We start from the raw sequence: 20,341 nt of genomic DNA on the forward strand, positions 1-20,341 counted from the left end.
GTTCTCTGGGTTCAGAAGAGGAAGTACCGCTGGGCCATCGGCAGTTCTTTTGCTGCTTCCGAGTGAATGCGTTCACCGTCAATGGTCACCTCGTAGGTTTCAGGGTTCACCATGATGTTGGGAAGCAGACCATTGTGCTTCAGGTCAGACTTCTTCACCGAGCGGCAACCCTTGACCGGGAGGCAGGTGCGGGACAGTTCAGGCAGGTTCCCCTGGTCCAGCGAAACCTGAGACACGAAATGCACACTGGTTTTTGAGGTGGCCTTTCCAAAAGCCCCGAACATCGGACGGTAACGCACCGGTTCAGGGGTGGGGATGCTGGCATTGGGATCTCCCATCAAAGACGCAGCAATGAAACCCCCTTTGATGACCAGTTCGGGCTTGATGCCAAAAAAGGCAGGATTCCAGAGCACCAGATCGGCAAGTTTGCCCACCTCAATGCTGCCCACATGGTCTGCAATCCCGTGGGCCAGAGCAGGGTTGATGGTGTATTTGGAGACGTACCGCTTGATGCGGGCATTGTCGGCATCACCGTCTCCCTCCAGCGCGCCCCGCTCCAGTTTCATCTTGTGGGCGGTCTGCCAGGTGCGCAGGATCACCTCTCCCACACGACCCATGGCCTGGGAGTCACTGGACATCATGCTGATCGCCCCGAGGTCGTGCAGCACATCCTCTGCTCCCATGGTCTCAGGCCGGATGCGGGATTCTGCGAAAGCCACATCTTCCGGGACCTGCGGGGAGAGGTGGTGACAGACCATCAGCATGTCGAGGTGTTCTTCAAGCGTATTGATGGTGTAAGGCATGGTGGGATTGGTGCTGCTTGGAAGCACGTTGTCAAAAGCAAGCACCTTTAAGATGTCTGGAGCATGACCTCCCCCTGCCCCTTCAGAGTGGTAGGTGTGGATGACCCGGTCCTTGAAGGCCTTCAGGGTGTCCTCGACATACCCACTCTCATTGAGGGTATCGGTGTGGATCGCCACCTGCACGTCGTATTTCTCTGCCACGCTCAGGCAGGTGTCAATGGCAGAAGGGGTGGTTCCCCAGTCCTCATGAAGTTTCAGACCAATGGCTCCAGCCAAAACCTGTTCTTCCAGGGCTTCAGGAAGGCTCGCGTTCCCCTTGCCCAGCAGACCGAAATTCAGTGGGAAAGCCTCAAGGCTTTCCAGCATGCGGTGGAGGTTCCACTGACCAGGCGTGCAGGTGGTGGCCTTGGTGCCCTCTGCAGGCCCAGTTCCTCCACCAATCATGGTGGTCACGCCTGAATACAGGGCTTCCCAGGCTTGCTGCGGGGCAATGAAGTGAATGTGGGTGTCAATGCCCCCGGCTGTCAGAATCTTGCGCTCTCCGGCAATGATTTCCGTGCCCGGACCGATCTCCAGCCCGGGCGTGACGCCATCCTGAATGTCGGGGTTTCCAGCCTTGCCGATGGCCACGATCCGACCCTCCCGGACCCCCACATCGGCCTTCACGATGCCCCACCAGTCCAGCAAGATGGCATTGGTGATCACCAGATCAGGGCTGCCCGAAGCGCGGGTGTTCTGGCCCTGTCCCAGCCCATCCCGGATGACCTTGCCTCCACCAAAGACCACTTCTTCCCCGTAAGTGGTGTAATCCTCCTCAATCTGGAGAAGCAGTTCGGTGTCTGCCAGACGGATGCGGTCCCCTCTGGTGGGTCCATACAGACGCGCGTAATCTGAGCGTTTCAGTTTCATTGCCACTCCTCAAGCATCACGAGCGCTTCTGTCTGTTTCTCGTCCAGAGGTCCAGCCACCAGCCCATTCATGCTGTGCACCACACGTTTTCCACCATAAGGAATGAGTTCGACCTCAGTGCTGATGCCCGGCTCAAAACGCACTGCCGTTCCCGCAGGCAGGTTCAGACGTTTGCCATAAGCCTCTGCCCGATCAAACCTCAGGGCACGGTTCACCTCAAAAAAGTGTGTGTGGCTGCCCACCTGCACCGGACGGTCACCAGTGTGGGACACCTTCAGGGTGGTGATGGACTTGCCAGCGTTCAATTCAATTTCACCGTCTTGCAGTAAGGATTCACCTGGAATCATTGATGCACCTCCGGTGCTGCCGAGAGCCGAGGGCCAGAAAATGCTTTTGCTGCAGCTGTATGGATGACAGACTTTGCCAAAGCCTTTGCACTGTATGCTCTTGGCCCTTGGCTCTCGGCCCGGCCTCTCCTTGCAGGGGAGGAGCGAATCGGTTGGGGTCAGCGAATCGGATCATGCACCGTCACCAGCTTTGTGCCATCCGGGAAAGTTCCTTCCACCTGGATTTCATGCAACATTTCTGGGATGCCTTCCATGACATCCTCGCGGGTCAGTACGGTGGTGCCCAGAGACATGATCTCGGCCACGGTGCGACCATCCCGAATCCATTCCAGAATTTCGGCGGTGATGATGGCACTGGCTTCGGGGTAATTGAGTTTCAGGCCTCTGGATTGCCGCTTGCGGGCCAGCTCTGCCGCCAGGTGAATCAGGAGTTTTTCGGTTTCGCGTTCAGTCAGTCGCACACTCTGCTCCTTTTGGGGCTCGTTTTCCACACTTCTGTTTTAGATCTTACAGTTTGTTCGGATTTTTGTGAACAAGTTGCATAAATATCAGATAAACACCCTAAAGATTTCACTTCAATCTTCAGGGTGTCACCGTTTTTTTGCACATCTGTCCAGAAACGCTGGATCAGGCCTCAAACCGTGATGAACCTGCTGACGGTGTCCACATCGTCGGTGTGGGTTTCTCCAGTGTGGGTGATCACCCCACGTTGCAGCACGTAATAGCGTTCGGCAAAGTTCCAGGCAAAATCCAGATACTGCTCAACCAGAAGCACAGAAACCTTCAGTTCGTTGCGCACGACCTTGAGGGCTTCCCCAATCTGCTGCACCACGTTGGGCTGAATGCCCTCGGTGGGTTCATCGAGCAGGAGCATTTTGGGGCGCATGGTGAGGGCACGGCCAATGGCCAGTTGTTGCTGCTGCCCCCCGGAGAGGTTGCCTCCTTTGCGGTGCAGCATCTCTTTCAAGACCGGGAACAGGTCATAGATGAAATCAGGGATGCCCTTTTCCTGGGTGGCATTGAGGCCCATCAGGAGGTTTTCCTCGACGGTCAGGTGGGGCAGGATGCCCCTTCCCTGGGGCACATAAGCCAGGCCGCCTCTGGCCCGTTTGTGTGGGGCGTGGCGGGTGATGTCCGATCCATCAAACAGGAGTTTCCCATCCTGCACCCCATGCAGTCCGGCCAGCACCCGGAGCATGGTGGTCTTTCCCACCCCGTTGCGGCCCAGAAGCGCCACACCCTCACCGGGTTTCACCTCCAGGTTGACGTTCCAGAGCACGCGGGATTCGCCGTAACTGGCATTCAGGCCTTCGACTTTAAGCATGGGCTTCCTCCTTGTGGCGGCCCAGGTACACGGACTGCACTTCCTCGTTGTTTCGAACAGTGTTCAGGGTTCCCTCACAGAGCATTTTGCCCATGTGCAGCACGCTCACATCGGCCTGCAAGAGTTCAATGAAGGTCATGTCGTGGTCAATCACGATGATGGTGTGCTCTTTTGCGAGTTCCTGGATCAGTGCAGCGGTCAGGGCGGTTTCCTGTACGGTCATGCCTGCAGTGGGTTCGTCCAGCATGATCAGGGGTGGGTTGGCTGCAAGCACCATGCCAATCTCCAGCCACTGTTTTTCACCGTGGGCGAGGTGGCGGGCCTGCATGACTGCTTTTTCTTGCAGCCGCACTTTTTTCAGCACTTCTGAAACCCGGTCTGTTTCTTCTTTCGACAGGCGGGTTTTCAGGCTGCCCCAGAACCCTTTGCTCTTTCTGGCAGAGAGTTCCAGGTTCTCTTTCACAGTGAGGTTCTCCAGCACACCCGGGGTCTGAAATTTGCGGCAGATCCCCAGTCCGGTGATGCGGTACTCCGGCGTTCTGGAGATGTCTTTCCCCTGAAAGAAAATCTGTCCCTGGTCTGCCCGCACCTTGCCGATCACGGTGTCCATCAGGGTGCTTTTGCCTGCACCGTTGGGACCCATCAGGATGCGCACTTCTCCGGGTTTCACCGAGAAATTCACGTTGTTCAGGGCCACAAAGCCGTCAAAAGAGACGGTGACCCCTTTGATTTCCAGCAGTGCCTCAGTCACCGTGAACCTCCTTGAAGGTGGGTTTTTTGCTGGCTTTAAAAAGTCTGGGCAGCTTCCAGCTCTGGGGTGGGAACAGCACCACCAGCATGAAGAGCACCCCCATGATGTAAAGCCAGGCATCGGGCAGTGCGGTGGAGATGCGGTCCTTGGCGAAGTTGATCAGGACCGTTCCCAGGATGGCTCCCATCAGGCTTTCCCGCCCTCCGATGGCGGCCCAGACCACCATCTCGATGCTGGGCACCACACCCACCATGGCTGGACTGATCACGCCCACATGCAGGGTGAAGAGGGCGCCTGCCACACCTGCCAGAATCCCGGCCAGGGTGAAAGCGAACACTTTGTAAGGCACAGGGTCATACCCGAGGTAACGGGAGCGGTTCTCACCGTCACGAATGGCGAGCAGGGTTTTGCCAAAATAGGTGCGTTCCAGCAGGATGCCCACCACAAAAGTCAGGGCCACAAAGCCAACCGTCACCCAGTAAAGGGTTTTCTGCATTTCAGGGGTGCCGTAGTTTGCCCCGAACAGGGTGGTGAAGTTGGTCAGACCGTTGAACCCACCCGTCACCCCTTGCTGACTGGTCAGGAGGGTGGCAAACGCCAGGGCCACCGCCTGGGTGATCAGGGACACGTAGACGCCCGTGATGCGCCTTCTGAACAGCAGGTTTGCCATGATGAAACTGGCAATGCCTGGAATCACAAAAACCATCGCCACTGCAAAGATAGGGCTCTTGAAAGGAGCCCACCATGCAGGCAGGTCACTCATGCCGTTCCACATCATGAAATCGGGGATTTCACCTGCAGGGAGGCCCATTAGTTTCAGGTGCATGGCGATGGCGTATCCACCCAGTCCAAAGAACACCCCCTGGCCCAGAGAAAGCACTCCGCCTTTTCCCCAGCACCACACCAGACCGAGGGTGACCAGGGCCAGGGCGAGAAACCGTCCAAGCAGAGAAAGATTGTAGCCATCCAGTATCGCTGGAGCGGCAGCCAGCACCAGAAACAGTGCAGCCATGAAGGGCAAAGTGAACTTTTTCATGTTACGCCTCCTCCAGGGCACGGGATTTCATCACCACAATGCCTTTGGGTTTCCATTGCAGGAAGGCCACCACCCCAGCAAGCAGCAGCACCTTGGCAAAAGAGACACTGGTGAAGGTCTGCAGCCCTGCAGAGAACAGGCCCACCACGAATGAGGCGATGGTGGTTCCCGCCAGACTGCCCAGACCGCCCAGAATCACCACCAGGAAGGCGTCCACAATGTAACTCTGCCCAACGGTGGGGGTCACTGGTGAAATCAGGGCCAGTGCGGCTCCCCCCAGCCCGGCGAGGCCTGCGCCAATGGCGAACACGGTCATGTCAATCAGGCGGGTGTTGACCCCCAGGGTGGAGGCCACTTCACGGTTCTGGTTGACGGCCCGCACCAGCATGCCCAGTCTGGTTTTGTTGATGAGGAGCAGCAGGCCACCCAGAATCAGCAGGGCCAGCACAATCACAAAAATCCGCACGTGGGGGATGGTCAGGCCAGAAAGGGCACCGGAAAAGTTGATCGCCCCACTCAGCCATGCAGGGGCGGTCACTTCCACACCGGTTGGGCCAAAGATCTGGCGTGCTGCCTGTTGCAGAATGAGGCTGAGCCCCCAGGTGGCCAGCAAGGTGTCCAGGGGTCTGCCGTAAAGCCTGCGAATCAGGGTGCTTTCCAGAAGTGCTCCCAGCAGGAAAGTCCCCACAAAAGCCAGAGGCAGGGCAAGCCAGAGGGAGGCTCCACTGGGGATGATCTGGTGGGCCAGAAAAGCGAGGTATCCACCGATCATGATGAATTCGCCGTGTGCCATGTTGATCACGCGCATCAGCCCGAAACTGAGCGCCAGACCGAGGGCCGCAATCAACAGGATCGAGCCGACGCTCACCCCATTGAAAAGCTGTCCCAGAAAAAGTGCGGTGTCTCCCATAAGAACTCCTTAGAAGGTCAGGGGCTTCTAGCGTTTTACCCGCCCGGTGCTTTGCAGGCACCTGGACGGGTGAAAACCTGAGGGGCAAGGCCCCTTGAAAGTCAGGGTTTGCAGGTCTTGCCAGGGAAGGCCAGTGCGTCGTAAGGCTCGGGTTTCAGGTTCTTCTTGCTGTCCCAGAGGATCTTGAACTGACCGTCTGCTTTGAGCTGGCCCACGTAGGCGGTCTGGTAGAGGCTCTGGTTCGCATCGAACTTGATCTTGCCCATGGGGGTGTTGATTTCTTTGAGGGTCACCGCAGCTTTGCGGACCTTGTCGGGCTCAAAGCTCCTGGCTTTTTCTACAGCAGCTTTCCAGACGTACACGTCCACGTAACCGTGAATCATGGGATCGGTGATGAGCTGGTCCTTGCCGTACTTGGCAGCGTAAGCCTTGATGAAGGCCTTGTTGCTGGCATTGGGGAGGCTCATGAAGTAATTCCAGGCAGCGTAACTGCCTTCGAGCAGCTTCGGACCGATGGCCTTGGCTTCCTGCTCTGCGATGGAGAAACTCATCACAGGGTAGTCCTTGGCGGTGAGTCCTGCAGCGGCGAGTTGCTTGAAGAAGGCCACGTTGGAATCCCCGTTGATGGTGTTGAAGATGATGGCCGGTCCGCCCGCCTTGATCTTGTTGATCACGCTGGAGAAGTCCGTTCCGCCGAGGGGCACGTATTCTTCACCGGTCAGGGTGAGTTTGTCATTCTCGATGTGCTTTTTGACAATCAGGTTGGCGGTTCTGGGGAACACATAGTCAGAGCCGACCAGGAAGTACTTCTTGTACCCTTTTTCCACGGCCCAGTCGAAGGCAGGCAGAATCTGCTGGTTGGGCTGTGCACCGGAGTACATGATGTTGGGGCTGCACTCGTTGCCCTCGAACTGTACGGGGTACCACAGCAGGTTGTCGAGGCGCTCAAACACTGGAAGCATGGCCTTGCGGGAGGCACTGGTCCAGCCCCCGAACACGGTGGAGACCTTGTCCTGCTCAATCAGCTTCTGGGCCTTCTGTGCGAAGGTGGCAGGCTCACTGGCCCCGTCTTCGATAACGGAAGCAATCTTCTTGCCCATCACGCCGCCCTTTTTGTTGATCTCCTCAATGGCAAGCAGGGTGGCGTTCTTCACGGTGATCTCACTGATCGCCATGGTTCCGGTGAGGGAGTGGAGCACACCCACTTTCACGTCTTCTGCCTGGGCTCCTGCGAGCAGACCCACACTGAGACTGATGATGGCAGACCCAGCAACTTTATGCAGCAATCCCCGGCTTTGTTTTGCGAAAAAATGCATGTACCAACCCCCTGGTGCGATATTATGCAGACTTCTGTCTACGCCTGCAGTATAGGGAGGCTTCCGTAATCTTGTCAACAAATTTTTTCTGAAACAGCAAATTTTATCGAAACATCACATATATCGCACACTTTTTTCCTTTGCAGAACGTATGACTTTTTGATCTATACAGGGACTAAATTGAGTTCAAAGAAAATAAATTTGCCATTCCACAAAATCTATGCTTAAATATACCTTGGAAGAGTATCCGAAGGAAAAAGCAAAAAAATACACCCAGAGTGGCGTCTGGGTCTGTGTTGTTTCTACCCGCTGATCAAGCAGGCACCTTGAGCTTTGAGCTTGATTCTCCTCTTTTGCTGACAGCTGATGACGAGCATTGTCTGTCCACCTCCAGACCCATGTCCCATTTCAACGGTGTCCTCAACTCCCCGCAAACTTTCTAAGCAAAACCTCCTATAGAATGTTGTCCATGCTGATTTACCAGATTCAAGGCACTTTGGATGACCTCGATGCCCAGCTTCCGGCCCTGTGGGACGCTGGTTGCACCGGAATGCAGGAAGTGAACGGAACCGTTCAAGCTTATTTTGAGACCCGGGTGGAAGTTCCTCTCACGGGTGAATGGGTGGTTGCAGATGACACCGACTGGCTCGAAAAATGGAAAGCCGACCTGAAGCCAGTGACCGTGGGACGCATCACTGTGGTTCCCACCTGGTTGCAGGGTGAAGCTCCAGTGGACAGCATCCCCCTGATCATTGACCCTGGCATGGCTTTTGGAACCGGGCACCACACCACCACCCAGTTCGCCATGGACGCCCTGCAGCGTCTGGATCTCCCTGGAAAGAAGGTGCTCGATGTGGGTGCAGGCACAGGATTGCTGGCCCTGGTGGCAGGCAAACTCGGCGCCCATGCCAGTGGCGTGGACCTCGACCCCATCACCGTTCCGATTGCCCGGGAGAACGCCCAGATCAACGGCCTGAATGTGCCCTTTTACCAGGGGGTCCTTTCGGATGTGCTGGATCAGGGACCGTGGGATGTGCTGGTCTGCAACCTTTTCGCGGAACTGCATGATGCCCTGATGGGTGAGTATCTGGAAGCCCTGGTGCCCGGAGGTGACCTGATCATGACCGGCATCCTGGTGGACCGCATGCACCTTGTTGAAAACGCACTGGAACGCGAAGGTTTCACCCTGGTCAGCAGTGAGACCGAGGGAGAATGGGCACTCATCCTGGCCAGAAGTCCATCATGAAAGTCTTTGAGAAGCGATTCAGGGTGGAAGCCCTTACGGACACCATCGAAATGGACGGTCCTGAAGTCCAGCACATGCGGGTCCTCAGGCTGAAAGCAGGAGATGAAATTCACCTCTTTGATGGAACAGGCTGGGAAGCCCGTGCCCGCATTGAAGATCTGGATGCCTTCACCGTCACCATGATCGTGCTGGAAAGGTTCCAGAACGATCTGGAGTTGCCACAACCCGTCACCCTGGCCCTGGCCCTCCTGAAAGGAGACAAGCTTGCCGATGTGGTCCGGGCCTGCACAGAACTTGGGGTGAGCCGTTTTCAATTGATCAAAACCCAGTACGCCGATGTGCCCGATCTGGGCGACAACAAACTGGTGCGCCTGCGCCGCATCGCTGAGGAGGCCAGCAAGCAGTCCAGACGGGCTGTGGTGCCAGAAGTGCTTGCACCCATCTCACTGAAACAATTGCCCTCTGTGCCTCTGGGTTTTGTGGCCCATCCTGGCACCCAGGACACGGTGCTTTCAAAGCTGTCCTGGGACGGTCAGGTGTGGTTCGCGACTGGTCCTGAAGGGGGCTTCAGTGCCAGCGAGGTCGAGCTTTTGAAACAGAAAAATTTCACACCTGTCACCCTTGGCAAACGGATTCTCCGGGCAGAGACGGCTCCGGTGGCCCTGCTGGGTGCTGTGGTCAGCACAGGGGTCTGACATGCGATGGATGCTGATGATGGTGACAGGTGTTCTGCTCACAAGCTGCACGTTTATTTCCTTTCCAGTGATTCCTGATCCTGTGTCTGTGGAACTTCCGGTGGTTCCCAAAAGCGAAGGGCTCATCCTTCAGGACAAGACCCTGAGCCTGAAAGTCTCCATTCCTTCAGGGGAAGGCTTTGTGGGGGTCATCTGGTACCAGCAGGACAGGGAACTTGGCCGGGAGAGCATCTACATCGATGAGAAACTGCCTGAGGTCACCTTCAAACAGACGGTGGACCCTGCCCGGCCACACCGTGTGGTGCTGCTGTACCAGAAGAAAATCATCAGACAATACGAATACACGCCTCCGAAAGTGGAAGAGCCTGAAAAACCTGCATCTGGTCCCGATGTGCCAAAAGACAAAGGAGAGGAAGGTGCAGGCACACCGTCCACTCCCCCTGGAGATCCACCGACAGATCCACCGGCAACCGGGGAACCGCCATCCGAGGAGCAACCCACAAACCCTGGTCCTGGGGAGGAGAATCCTGCTGGACCCGGAGGGGCAGAGCCCAGCGAACCCGGTGATGCTCCTGCAGGTCCGGGCACAGACCAGCCCACCGATCCTGGAGTCCCTGGTGAAAATGCACCCTGAAGTTGTGGCCCTGGTGGAGTGGGAAAAAGGGACCCGAAAGCGTTTCCGGTTTGAAGGGGGGCAAGTGGTTTTTTATCGGGAAGATGCCCGCCCTGCCCCCTGCAACTATGGCTGCATTCCTGCCCTCATGAACCCTGCCGATGGTGCAGAAGTTGATGTGATCTGGCTGGATGAACCCCTGCCTGTGGGCTGGGCTGGTCCCATCGAAATCTCCGGCCTCCTTCATCTGATAGATCAGGACCATAAGGTGCTCACAGGAGACCTCAGGAACATTCAGCCTGTGCTGGACTGGTTCCCTCCAGAGCGTGGTGCACAGCTTCGCTCCAGACAGCACGCACTGGACTGGCTCAAATCCTTGACGCCTGCACCACCATCACATGGCTCTCTGCAGTAAAAGGATCTCCCGAAAAAGACCCGGAGAACTGGGCTTGAAGACCCACCGAGAGCAACATCCATTCCAGTTCATAACGGGTGTAGTAACGCTGAATCAGGCTGTGGTGCTCTCTCCTGAGGGTGCCTGCCTGATCGGTGGTGTCCACAAAATACTGGGTGGTCGCCAGTTGTTTGACAGGGTCAATGCGCTGCATCACGAAGACGTCCCGACGGAATTCCGGGGTGATGAAGGTCTCTCCTTCATGCCTCAGGACACCCTGCAACCCAAAATTGGGCACATACACATCAAAAGCCAGGGTGCCCCCCGGCGCAAGGTGCTTCACAATCGAATCCAGGGCTTTTTTCTGGTCCTTTGGGGTATAAAGGTGCATCAGGGCATTGAAGGGAGCAATGATCAGGTCAAAGGTGTCTGACAGGTCAAAGTCCCGCATGTCTCCCTGCACCCACTGGACCTCCACCCCTTCTTGCTGGGCGTAAAAGCGGGCATAATCCAGCATTCCTGAACTGAGTTCCAGAGCCGTGACAGCATGGCCTCTGCGGGCCAGGGGAATGGTCACCCGGCCACCTCCCGCCCCAAGTTCCAGCACCTTTCCATGGATGCGGTCGGCCATTCTGGCGTAATGGTGGATGTCGTCGTAATAACCAGCGTATTGCTGCTGGTAAAGGTCTGCCAGTGGGGTGTAGTCCATGCTTAAACGGTTTGCTGTTCGCGTTTTTTGGTTTTCTTGCCGTACCGTTCAAGCAGGGTGTCCCGGTCAATGTAAATCAGGCGTGCGGTGTTGTTTTTCCACTGCCCGGTGTACACAAAGCGGATCAGGTTGAACCCGAAGTACAGAAAGGGGTTGCCTTTGCTCCGGGGCAGATCGGCATACTGGAAACCGAGTTCCTCACCGATCTTGTCCATCAGGCTCAGGCCAAAAAACACCTGGATGTTGCGGTATTTGGGGTTGCCGTCAATCTCTCTGGCCAGATCCTGCATGGAGCGGCGCACCATCTTCAGGGCGGAGAATTTATTGTGGCGGGCCACTTTCACCATGCGGCGGTTGTGCAGGTGAAGTTCACCCTGTATGGAGTTGTTTTCCACGATCTCGCCACTTGACAGCATGATGCTCTCTCCAGGGAAAGGGGCCAGACCGATCCGGTACAGACCATGTGCAGGACGGGTCAGGGCATCGATGCCGTGATTGCGGTCATACATGCGGTCATACCACGCCAGCAGCCTTTCCCAGGTGCTCTTGATGGTTCCGGTGCGCAGCCCTTGCAGGCCAGAGAGCGGCTTGCAGCTGTAACCGAAGGTTTTGAGGTCCTGCAAAAGAGCAGGCAGCATCTCAATGACTTTTTCGGAACCCCAACGGGCATCGTGCAACAGCACCACCGCACCAAAATCCAGTTCAGTGAGGATGCGTTCACGGACCTGTTCACTGCTGACCTGCTGCAACCATTCTCCGGCAGCAATGGTCCAGTGGACGGGTTTGAGACCCAGTTCTTTTTCGGCCCAGATGGTGCCCCAGCCGTAAACGCCATGGGGAGGTCTGAAAATGTGGGGTTTGATGCCCAGCACACGTTCATACACCTGCATGGATCTCTTCAGATCTGCTTTCACCTGCCAGGGCGAAAGCATCAGGTGGTTCACATGGTGGTGGCCGTGAAGCCCAACTTCATGCCCTTCTTCCAGCACCCTGCGGGCCAGTTCAGGGTGCTTTTCCATCTGGCTGCCCAGCATGAAAAAGGTGGCCTTGATTCCCCTTTCGCGCAGGATGTCCAGCACCCGGGGGGTGGTTTCTGGGTCAGGTCCATCATCAAAAGTGAGGGCCACTTCTGGAACTGCACTGTCTCCTTCTCTGAGCACATGGTGGTTGAATGTGCGTTTGAGGAGCATGGGAACGCCAATCCATGCGGCCAGAAAAAACAATGAAGTGAGCAGTACAGGTTGCTTCCGTTTCACGAGACTCTCCTGATCAGGCGCCAGCCTACGAGGGTAAAAAAGACATTTGCAAACCACAGGCCAATCTCAGGGGGAATCAAACCAGCACTGGCAAATGCCCGCCCGAGCAGTAACGTTAGGTAGTACACTACCACGATCAGAACGGAAACCCCTAGGGACACTCCGGTGCCCCTGCCGTACCGGATGGCCAGTGGCATGCTGATGAGGGCCAGCACAAGGTTGGCAAAGGGAATGGCCAGCTTTCCGTGCAGTTCCATGCGTGCAGCATAACGATCGGCAGCCGTGATGACCTTGCCTCTGTCTCCTGGAACATGGGCACCATAGGCGGTGTTCCACAGGTCACTGATCGAGGTGGTTTCGGCAGCAAATCCATCTGCGAAACGGGCAATGGTCTCATTGCGGGAAATGCCAGTCTTGATGGTCAGGAGTGCATCTTTTTGCTCTGGAATGTTGCTGCTGAAGACATCACCGACCCTCTGGGCAAGCTGTTCAGGCGTCACATCCTGCAGTTGCTGGATGGCAGGAAAGTCCACAGCATAGCCTTCAAAACCCTTCAAAGAGAGGTTGAACCCATCAAACCTGCCGCTCTCTGCGAAGTACACCCGGGCTTCCTTGCCTGCCCAGGAGACCAGACGCAGATCCAGCATGGTGTCGGTGGCAGAGTTGTAATCTGCAAAATACACTTCCAGTCCGTTGCCCAGGGCCAGGGTGGTGCCTTTCAGGCGACTCAGGCCCTGTGGGGTGGAAGGAAGGTCCTCATACCACATGGTGCGGGCCTCCAGGTTGGCCCTGGGAGCCACATACTCACTGACCACCAGACTGGTGAGGGACACGAGGGTGGCCACCAGGACCACCGGTTTTGAAATCCATGCAAAAGAGATGCCACCGCTTTGCATCGCAATGATTTCCCGTTCGGTGTTCATGCGGCCAAACGCCAGCACGGTCATCAGCACCACGGCCATCGGGGCCACCTTCACAAAACTGTCCGGAACCTGCATGCCCAGCCAGATGAAGATTTTGATCAGTGGAACGCCATCGAGGTACTGGGACCCCACAAAAAAGTAACCGAACAGGATCACTGCGGTGTACAGCACGATCCCCAGCATGAGTGGGGGCAGAATCTCTGCATAGATGTATTTCCTGAGACGCATGTTTGGGGTACCTACCTGTAAGCTTTGGGGTTCTTGTTGAAGAGATCACTGAAGTTCTTGAAGAGCAGCCTGGACCACCCATCCTGGAGACGCCGCCCTGAGGTGTGCATCAGGGCCTCGGGAACATATCTGACACTGCCTCGCCGCATCAGTTTGTACCCCAGAATCACATCTTCACGGGTGTAACTGAGGGGATACCCTCCCACTTCAAGAGCGGGCTTGCGGTGAAATCCCATGTTGCTTCCTGCAAGATTGGGGCGTCCTGCCATGCGAGAAAGCTGCAAAAATGCTTTATAGCCGTACTCACTGAACCAGGCGTCCGCTTCAGGAACCCCATAGAACCTCAGCGGTCCGTACACAGCGATGGCCTCCTGCAGGGCATCTGCCATGTGTTTTACCCATGTGCTCTGGGGAAGGCAATCTGCATCTGTGGTGAGAACCACGTCTCCGGTGGCAGCTTCCAGCCCGGCCTGTCTGGCACTGCCCACCCCAGCGCGGACACAACGCACCACACTCACCCCGTAACTGCGGGCAATGGCAGCAGTGTGGTCTGTGCTGTTGTTGTCTACAATGATGACTTCATCCGGCTCCTGTGTTTGTTGTTTGAGAGCCGTCAGTAGATTTCCCAGCAATTTCTCTTCGTTGTAGGCGGGTACGATGACACTGATCTTCATTGGTGGTGTGACGGGGTCCTCATTCCTTCCATCTAGCTAGTATACATAGGGTCTCTTTGTGAACAGCAGAGACAAATGAAACCACTGTAGCAGAATGCTCATGTTACTGGTGCTTGTGGTTCCTCCCTGTCTTTGCGAAAACGCTCCTGCATCTTGCTGACCGCAATTCCCATGGCAAAGTGGTACACTTCTCCGAAATGGGGACCCGGAACACCTGTGGGCAGGTCCACCAGACTGAGGGTCAGGTAGGCAGCACACAGACCTGCCAGCAGGCTGTCTTTGCTTTTCCAGCTGGCATATGCAGTATAAGCAGTCAGCATGAGGATGCCCAGGGTCCCGATGAAACCCGTCTCGCCCAGTGCGTGCAAAACCAGATTGTGGGCAATGAATCCTGCGCTCCACAAGGGCTGCATCCAGTCGGGACAGGGTCCAAAAGGCTCCACTGGCGGGAAAAGGGCACATTTGCTGGTCCAGTGTTCCATCAGGCTCTTCTGGATGTAAGGTCCCAGCTGATAGGGTCCCACTCCGCCCATGAAGTGGCCGAGGAAGGTGGTCCAGGCGTCCCGCCAGATGTCCTCACGGCCACTGGCAAAGTCCACCCGCTGAAGCACATTGCTGTAACGCGTGAAGGGCAACATGAAAATCACCAGGCCTACCCCAATCCCGGTGATTTCTGTCCACCTCAGGGCACGGCCTTTGAGGTTGCGCAGTCCCATCACCAGGATGCCTGCCAGGGTGGCAATGATGGCTCCCCGGCTTCCGGTGGCCATCAGGGCAGCCCCCAGAAAAACCAGCATGCCGAGGCGCAACCACAGCATCCGGCGCATGCTGAGCACAATCAGAATGGCCAGCATCGCCACAATTCCCAGCGACACCGAGTAATAGATGGGGTGTTCCAGACGGAAGTTCAGCGGGTCCTGGGGATGTCTGAGCCAGGTGGTGATGAAGGCAATCAGCAGGGTGATCGCCTCACCGATCAGCAGGGGCTTCAGATAGCGGCTGCCTTTGAGGGTGTACCCCGAAACAAAGAAGGCTGTGATCCACAGGGCACGCACTGCAGCCAGAATGGCGGAAAGCCAGGGAATCGGGGTGAACAGGGCTGCGATGATCTGCGTGCCCCAGAACACCCCCAGAATCCAGCGCAGGGAGCGGTCCAGACCTGAGAGGTGCTTCAGTCCCGAAAAGGCAGCCAGATACAGGGGTATGACCACTGGCACCAGAGCAATGAGGGTCTGAAGGCGACGGTCCTGGCGTTCATCCGGCATGTGGACCTCGGGAGCGGGATTGAGACAGGGCGCGTCCATTGAGCACGACGCGATAGTACACCATGGTCAGGCCCAGAAAAAGGGCAGCCAGGAAAAAGGTGCCAGAACCCGGCAAGATGGCCCAGGCCAGACCTCCAAGGGCAGGACCCACTGCAAATCCCAGGGCTTCAAAAGTCATCAAAACAGACCAGCCCACTGCACGGTAATCTGCAGGGAGCAGTTCGATCACCACACCATTCCAGCTGGAGAGGTAGGTCCCGTAACCTGCAGCCAGTGCAACCACCGCGACCAGCAACCAGATGTAGGCATGCTGAATGAGCAGCGGCAGCGCAATGAAAGCCCCACACATCAGGGCGAGCCCCACCACCATCGCTGTGATCAGTCTGGCCTTGTGGCGCGTGGCATATGCCGTGCCGTACATTCCGGCGACAAACATCACCACCGCAGCAACAATCAGCCCCAGAAGCAAGACAGGAGACCAGCTTTTGATGCCTGCCAGATCGACAAATTTCTGCCAGACGCTGGAAAAGAGGGCTGGGATCAGCATCTGAATGAAGGCAGCTGGAATCAGCTGGCGAAGTGCCCCATAAGGAAAAGCATCTGCTGGTTCTGCTTTTGTCCAGAACTTCAGGGTGTTGGTGGTGACCCTGCGCAGGTAAGAGCGTTCCCGAATCACTTTGTCCAGGGCAGCGGTTTTCAGGTTCCAGTTGAGCAGGGCACTGAGCAGAAAAAGCCCCTGGGTCACCAGAAGGGAAGGAACAAGCCAGGAGGGATGGGTCTGAACCAGAAATCCGCCCCCGAGCATGCCCAGGGCTGTTCCCATACCAATCATCATGTTGCCGCAATTGGCCGCCAGATTTTCCTGCCCCTCTTTTGCTTGCAGGCTGCTGGTGGTCATCACCAGGGGCCACATGGGAGCCACCAGCAGCCCCCAGACGGCCGTCAGCAGGATGCCTCCCAGCATCCCCAGCGTGGGCAAGAAAAGAATGTTCAGAAAACCCAGAATCCCGGCCAGGACAAGCATTTTCCCGGTACCGAATTTGCCGTAATACTTCAGCACAAAAACCTTGGCAGCTGCATCGACAAGATAGTGCGCCGAGATCACCAGTCCAAGCTGAGCGGTGCTCAGACCCATCTGCGATGCAGCATGGGGATAGTAAGCAATGAAGAACCCGGAGCGCACCAGTTCACTGAAACCCAGGGCCAGGATCAACGGGAGAATGCGGAGGGGCTGCTGCCAGGGAACCAGCACACCTTACCTGGCCAGTGCAAAAGTGATGATCGCGCTGGCAGCCAGTTCATTGTCCACGCGAATTTCGGCTTTCATCTTGCCGATGCCGCGCCTGAAAAACTCCAGTTCTGCATGGATGTGCAACTGATCCCCTGGGATGACCTGACGTTTGAAGCGGGCTTCATCCACTCCTGCCAGAAAAGCAATCTGTCCAGGTTCACGTCCCTCTTCCAGCAGGAACACCCCGGCCTGGGCCATCGCCTCGATGAGCAGCACTCCGGGCATCACCGGGTACTGGGGAAAGTGACCATTGAAAAAGGGCTCGTTGATGGTCACGTTCTTCAGGGCATGGACCTTACCGTTGCCGAATTCCAGCACCCGATCAATCAGCAAAAAGGGATAACGGTGGGGTAAGGCCAGCAGGATGTCTTGAATGGTCTTCATCAGAACCTCGCAAAAAAGGAATTGGGGCACAAAAAGTGGGGTGCAGGGCACCCCGGACGTTCACATGAATCAACGCTTGAGGTAGGTGTCGCTGGAAACCAGAGCGTGCCTGAGCACCGGGATCATCTCCAGGGCCTGTCCGGTCCCGATGGCCACACACTGGGTGGCATTCTCGGCCACAGCCACAGGGATACCGGTGGCCTGACGCAGCAGTTCATCAAAGTTGCGCAGGAGCCCTCCCCCACCCGTGATCACAATGCCACGGTCAATGATGTCCGAGACCAGTTCGGGAGGGGTGTTTTCCAGCACACGCTTCACGCCCTCCACGATTTTCACGATGGGTTCTTGCAGGGCTTCCACGATGTCTTCGGTGTTCAGCTTGATGGTTTTGGGAAGGCCATTGATCAGGTCACGTCCGCGCACTTCTGCGGTGAGCACATCGGACTTGTTGACCACCATTGCCGCTCCGATTTTCACCTTGATGGCTTCCGCAGTGCGGTCCCCGATCATCAGGTTTTCCTTGCGGCGCACATAACGCATGATGGACTCGTCAAATTCGTTTCCGGCCACCCGCAGGGATTCAGAGACCACGATGCCCCCGAGCGAGATCACAGCAACATCGGAAGATCCACCCCCGATGTCCACCACCATGTTGCCGATGGGTTCTGCGATCTGCAGACCTGCACCAATGGCCGCAGCCAGAGGTTCTTCAATCAGGTAGGCACGCCTCGCCCCGGAGTTGTGGGCCGCACGCAGCACCGCACGTTTTTCCACCTCGGTGACTCCCGAGGGAATCCCGACCATCAGTTGCGGGCTGAAAATATTGAGAAACTTGCGCCCACCATTCACCTTGCGCAAGAACATGGAAATCATTTTTTCGGTGAGGGCGTCATCGGCAATCACGCCGTCTTTGATGGGACGCACAGCCACAATGTTGCCGGGCGTGCGGCCCAGCATGCGGTAAGCCTCTTCACCGACGGCCATCACTTCTTTGGTGTCGCGGGCCATTGCGATCACACTGGGTTCCTGCAGCACGAGCCCCCTGGATTTGGTGTAAATCAGGAAGGTGGCTGTACCCAGGTCAATTCCGATGTCTTCTGAAAACCTCAACTCGTTCCCCCTTGAAACGCTCCAGCGCCTGAAAGACCGTCCCATGTCTTTTAATGCCTGAGAGCACCTTTGGACTTGCCAGACAACGTCCTGGCCTGAAAAAAGCAGGCCTTGCGAAAGTCAGGTCATGGTGGACCGCTTTCAAACGCACTGTCTACCATCATACGCAAAAAGATGAGGGGTTTTAGCACCCCGATCTATGTGCTGTGCCTTCAAACCACACAGACCCAGCACTGCTGCACAGCACTCTGGTTTTGCAGTCTTTCAGCGGCGTGGCTTGATCCATGCGGCCAGTGCCGTGAGGAGCACGCCAGCCATCACATAAATCATGCCCCGGGTGAATGCCCCGAAGGCCGCCAGTCCCACATACCTCGCCACCTGCCCCTCCACCACTTCGAGCAGAAGCACCAGATTGGGTGCTCCGGGATTCAGGCTGGCAAAGGCTGCAAGGCTGAGCGGAAGCGTGGCCAGGGCCAGCAGGGAAAAGATCACAGTGAACAGGTAAGCGAGGAAAACCACGCGAATATTGTATGGTATTCGCGAGAAATTGCGAGGAGGTCAAAATGCCACTGCCTGCCAGAGTTCGAGTGAGCAAACTGAAAAACTGCCCCAGCGACAGCGTTTTGCGTGTCCTGAAACAATTGAGTGAACGTGCCGATGACCTGAGAAAAATTCCAGAGGTTGCGGGCAGTGTTGCCTCTGCAGGAGGTCAGGTGATTGGTTTTGCGGTGTCCCAGCCTGCCGAAGCATTCGTTTCAACCACCTGGCAGAAACGCGGCATTGAAGAGGAACTGGTGCGGGTGATCTCAGAAGCGAGTGCCCAGTAAAGTAGGGGCGAACCGATGGTTCGCCCTTGAAGCCCGCCATCATCTCGACTTTTACCCCTTCTGGGCGAGTTTCATGGGTTCAGGAAGGTTGTACACCAGAAACATTGAGGGAATCAGCATGAACACACTGACCCACAGGGCAGGCATGATGCCAAAGTGATCTGCGATTCCACCAATACCGGTGAACAGGAGTCCTGAAACCCCCCAGGAGAAGCCCATCATGATGCTGCTTGCCAGAGCGACATGGTTCGGGGCATATTCCTGTGCTGCAACCACACCCACCGGAATGGTGGCATTGGTCAGGCCTCCCACAATGAAGGTAAGGGGGTAATACCACAGGTCAGCAGGCGTGCTGTAAAAGAGCAGAATGTAGAGGGGAATCAGGCCCAGCAGACTGCTGCGCAGGACCTTCACACGCCCGTATTTGTCAGAAAGCCGCCCACCCACAATGCCTCCAATGGCACTGGCAATGGCATACACGCCCAGGGACAGTGCCACCTCGTTTTTGCCAAAGCCCCTGCTGGCCAGCAGGAATGGCAGCAGACCGTTGTACCCGATGGAAGTGAGGGAGCGCAGCACAGCCATTCCCCAGAGTTTCTGCACCGGGCCTTTAAACACACTTAAGTATTCCTTTACGGTGGCTTTCTTTTTCTGGGTGTGGATGGAAGGCACACTGAAGTAAATCCCAATCCCAATCAACAGGATCACCGGAATCATGTAAGGAAGTCCCTGCAGCCCAAGCACCACCACCAGCACAGGCCCGAGGGCCATTCCTGCGGTTCCTCCTGCACTGAAAAGACTTGCCCAGAGGCCCCGCTGATGTGAGGGGCTGTAATCGGACACGTAAGCTGAACCAGAAGGATGCAAAATCCCACTGCCAATGCCAGAAATCGCCACAAGAGCCACAAGAAGGGCAAAGGAAGGCATGTAAGGCATCAGGCACAGGCCCACCCCTGCCAGGGTGGGCCCCAAAGCCAGCATCAATCTGCGGTCAAAGCGTTCTGTGGCAACGCCCAGCACGGGTTGCAGCACACTGCTGGTCAGGGACATCACGCTGGAAAGAAAGGCCACCTGGGTGAGGGTCAGGCCAAAGATCTTCTGCAGGTCAGGCCCAAGCGGACCCAGCAAGGTTGTGAAAGCGTCCGTAAAGAAGTGGCCGAGGGTGGCAGCCACGGCAATGATCACAGCACTGGGGGCAAGGAGGGGTGGGGCGGTGCGCATTGGGCCATCATAACCCCCACATTTGTGTTGGGACGTAAGCCAAATTTCTTATTTCCAGAGCTGAAAATGCTCTCATCCGGGAGTTGAGTCCCTTCAGAAGGTATGATCT

23 protein-coding genes are annotated in these 20,341 nt (G+C 56.5%); 5 read left to right on the forward strand and 18 right to left on the reverse strand.

Annotated elements, in window-relative coordinates:
- Nucleotides 1-11 precede the first annotated feature (11 nt).
- The 8 genes from DC3_RS03135 to urtA all read right to left on the reverse strand — a co-directional run bounded on the left by DC3_RS03135 (nucleotide 12) and on the right by urtA (nucleotide 7,396).
- The gene (locus DC3_RS03135) at nucleotides 12-1,712 is read right to left on the reverse strand and encodes an urease subunit alpha (RefSeq protein WP_146882239.1); all 1,701 of its coding nucleotides are present in this window, start codon (nucleotides 1,710-1,712) and stop codon (nucleotides 12-14) included.
- Nucleotides 1,709-2,059 (reverse strand): urease subunit beta, encoded by a 351-nt coding sequence (locus DC3_RS03140; protein ID WP_146882240.1) that lies wholly within the window; start codon nucleotides 2,057-2,059, stop codon nucleotides 1,709-1,711. Before DC3_RS03140 ends, DC3_RS03135 begins: the two co-directional genes overlap by 4 nt.
- A gap of 158 nt (nucleotides 2,060-2,217) precedes the next feature.
- Nucleotides 2,218-2,520, reverse strand: a complete 303-nt coding sequence (locus DC3_RS03145) for an urease subunit gamma (protein ID WP_146882242.1) — start codon at nucleotides 2,518-2,520, stop codon at nucleotides 2,218-2,220.
- Between the two features lie 173 nt (nucleotides 2,521-2,693).
- Nucleotides 2,694-3,383, reverse strand: a complete 690-nt coding sequence (urtE, locus tag DC3_RS03150; protein ID WP_146882244.1) for an urea ABC transporter ATP-binding subunit UrtE — start codon at nucleotides 3,381-3,383, stop codon at nucleotides 2,694-2,696.
- The gene (gene urtD / locus DC3_RS03155; RefSeq protein ID WP_146882246.1) at nucleotides 3,376-4,134 is read right to left on the reverse strand and encodes an urea ABC transporter ATP-binding protein UrtD; all 759 of its coding nucleotides are present in this window, start codon (nucleotides 4,132-4,134) and stop codon (nucleotides 3,376-3,378) included. Before urtD ends, urtE begins: the two co-directional genes overlap by 8 nt.
- On the reverse strand, nucleotides 4,127-5,170 hold the full coding sequence (gene urtC, locus DC3_RS29670) for an urea ABC transporter permease subunit UrtC (protein ID WP_146882248.1): 1,044 nt from the start codon (nucleotides 5,168-5,170) through the stop codon (nucleotides 4,127-4,129). Before urtC ends, urtD begins: the two co-directional genes overlap by 8 nt.
- Before the next feature lies 1 nt (nucleotide 5,171).
- Nucleotides 5,172-6,080, reverse strand: coding sequence for an urea ABC transporter permease subunit UrtB (gene urtB, locus DC3_RS03165; RefSeq protein ID WP_146882250.1), 909 nt, complete (start codon nucleotides 6,078-6,080; stop codon nucleotides 5,172-5,174).
- Between the two features lie 101 nt (nucleotides 6,081-6,181).
- Nucleotides 6,182-7,396, reverse strand: coding sequence for an urea ABC transporter substrate-binding protein (urtA, locus tag DC3_RS03170; RefSeq protein WP_146882252.1), 1,215 nt, complete (start codon nucleotides 7,394-7,396; stop codon nucleotides 6,182-6,184).
- A gap of 469 nt (nucleotides 7,397-7,865) precedes the next feature.
- Between urtA and DC3_RS03175 the strand changes: the two genes are divergently transcribed.
- The 4 genes from DC3_RS03175 to DC3_RS03190 are packed head-to-tail and all read left to right on the forward strand — an operon-like array spanning nucleotide 7,866 to nucleotide 10,365.
- The gene (locus DC3_RS03175) at nucleotides 7,866-8,642 is read left to right on the forward strand and encodes a 50S ribosomal protein L11 methyltransferase (RefSeq protein WP_146882254.1); all 777 of its coding nucleotides are present in this window, start codon (nucleotides 7,866-7,868) and stop codon (nucleotides 8,640-8,642) included.
- A complete protein-coding gene (locus DC3_RS03180; protein ID WP_146882256.1) occupies nucleotides 8,639-9,337 on the forward strand; it encodes a 16S rRNA (uracil(1498)-N(3))-methyltransferase in 699 nt (232 codons plus the stop codon). The genes DC3_RS03175 and DC3_RS03180 overlap by 4 nt, the downstream gene beginning before the upstream one ends.
- A gap of 1 nt (nucleotide 9,338) precedes the next feature.
- Entirely contained in the window at nucleotides 9,339-9,971 is a 633-nt protein-coding gene (locus DC3_RS03185) for a hypothetical protein (protein WP_146882258.1), read from the forward strand.
- A complete protein-coding gene (locus DC3_RS03190) occupies nucleotides 9,961-10,365 on the forward strand; it encodes an inorganic diphosphatase (RefSeq protein WP_146882489.1) in 405 nt (134 codons plus the stop codon). Before DC3_RS03185 ends, DC3_RS03190 begins: the two co-directional genes overlap by 11 nt.
- Here DC3_RS03190 and DC3_RS03195 read toward each other — a convergent pair.
- The 9 genes from DC3_RS03195 to DC3_RS03235 form a co-directional block, all read right to left on the reverse strand.
- The gene (locus DC3_RS03195; protein WP_146882260.1) at nucleotides 10,319-11,053 is read right to left on the reverse strand and encodes a class I SAM-dependent methyltransferase; all 735 of its coding nucleotides are present in this window, start codon (nucleotides 11,051-11,053) and stop codon (nucleotides 10,319-10,321) included. The genes DC3_RS03190 and DC3_RS03195 overlap by 47 nt on opposite strands.
- 2 nt (nucleotides 11,054-11,055) lie before the next feature.
- Nucleotides 11,056-12,309, reverse strand: coding sequence for a polysaccharide deacetylase family protein (locus DC3_RS03200; RefSeq protein ID WP_146882262.1), 1,254 nt, complete (start codon nucleotides 12,307-12,309; stop codon nucleotides 11,056-11,058).
- A complete protein-coding gene (locus DC3_RS03205; RefSeq protein WP_146882263.1) occupies nucleotides 12,306-13,460 on the reverse strand; it encodes an LptF/LptG family permease in 1,155 nt (384 codons plus the stop codon). The genes DC3_RS03200 and DC3_RS03205 overlap by 4 nt, the downstream gene beginning before the upstream one ends.
- Before the next feature lie 11 nt (nucleotides 13,461-13,471).
- On the reverse strand, nucleotides 13,472-14,134 hold the full coding sequence (locus DC3_RS03210) for a glycosyltransferase family 2 protein (RefSeq protein WP_146882265.1): 663 nt from the start codon (nucleotides 14,132-14,134) through the stop codon (nucleotides 13,472-13,474).
- A gap of 98 nt (nucleotides 14,135-14,232) precedes the next feature.
- Nucleotides 14,233-15,399 carry an O-antigen ligase family protein gene (locus DC3_RS03215; protein WP_186815792.1) on the reverse strand — a complete coding sequence of 389 codons (1,167 nt, stop codon included), beginning with the start codon at nucleotides 15,397-15,399 and terminating at the stop codon, nucleotides 14,233-14,235.
- A complete protein-coding gene (locus tag DC3_RS03220) occupies nucleotides 15,389-16,651 on the reverse strand; it encodes an MFS transporter (protein WP_146882269.1) in 1,263 nt (420 codons plus the stop codon). Before DC3_RS03220 ends, DC3_RS03215 begins: the two co-directional genes overlap by 11 nt.
- A 3-nt stretch (nucleotides 16,652-16,654) precedes the next feature.
- The gene (gene fabZ / locus DC3_RS03225) at nucleotides 16,655-17,074 is read right to left on the reverse strand and encodes a 3-hydroxyacyl-ACP dehydratase FabZ (protein ID WP_146882271.1); all 420 of its coding nucleotides are present in this window, start codon (nucleotides 17,072-17,074) and stop codon (nucleotides 16,655-16,657) included.
- 69 nt (nucleotides 17,075-17,143) lie between these two features.
- The gene (locus DC3_RS03230) at nucleotides 17,144-18,184 is read right to left on the reverse strand and encodes a rod shape-determining protein (protein WP_034335005.1); all 1,041 of its coding nucleotides are present in this window, start codon (nucleotides 18,182-18,184) and stop codon (nucleotides 17,144-17,146) included.
- A 264-nt stretch (nucleotides 18,185-18,448) separates the two neighbouring features.
- Complete coding sequence (locus DC3_RS03235; protein ID WP_146882275.1) at nucleotides 18,449-18,703, reverse strand: hypothetical protein; 255 nt, start codon at nucleotides 18,701-18,703, stop codon at nucleotides 18,449-18,451.
- Between the two features lie 44 nt (nucleotides 18,704-18,747).
- Between DC3_RS03235 and DC3_RS03240 the strand changes: the two genes are divergently transcribed.
- Nucleotides 18,748-19,011 (forward strand): hypothetical protein, encoded by a 264-nt coding sequence (locus tag DC3_RS03240; RefSeq protein ID WP_146882277.1) that lies wholly within the window; start codon nucleotides 18,748-18,750, stop codon nucleotides 19,009-19,011.
- 51 nt (nucleotides 19,012-19,062) lie between these two features.
- Here DC3_RS03240 and DC3_RS03245 read toward each other — a convergent pair whose 3' ends face one another.
- Nucleotides 19,063-20,232, reverse strand: coding sequence for an MFS transporter (locus DC3_RS03245; protein WP_146882279.1), 1,170 nt, complete (start codon nucleotides 20,230-20,232; stop codon nucleotides 19,063-19,065).
- Nucleotides 20,233-20,341 lie beyond the last annotated feature (109 nt).

Origin of the sequence: Deinococcus cellulosilyticus NBRC 106333 = KACC 11606, from assembly GCF_007990775.1 — a bacterium.
Classification (GTDB): Bacteria; Deinococcota; Deinococci; order Deinococcales; family Deinococcaceae; genus Deinococcus_C; species Deinococcus_C cellulosilyticus.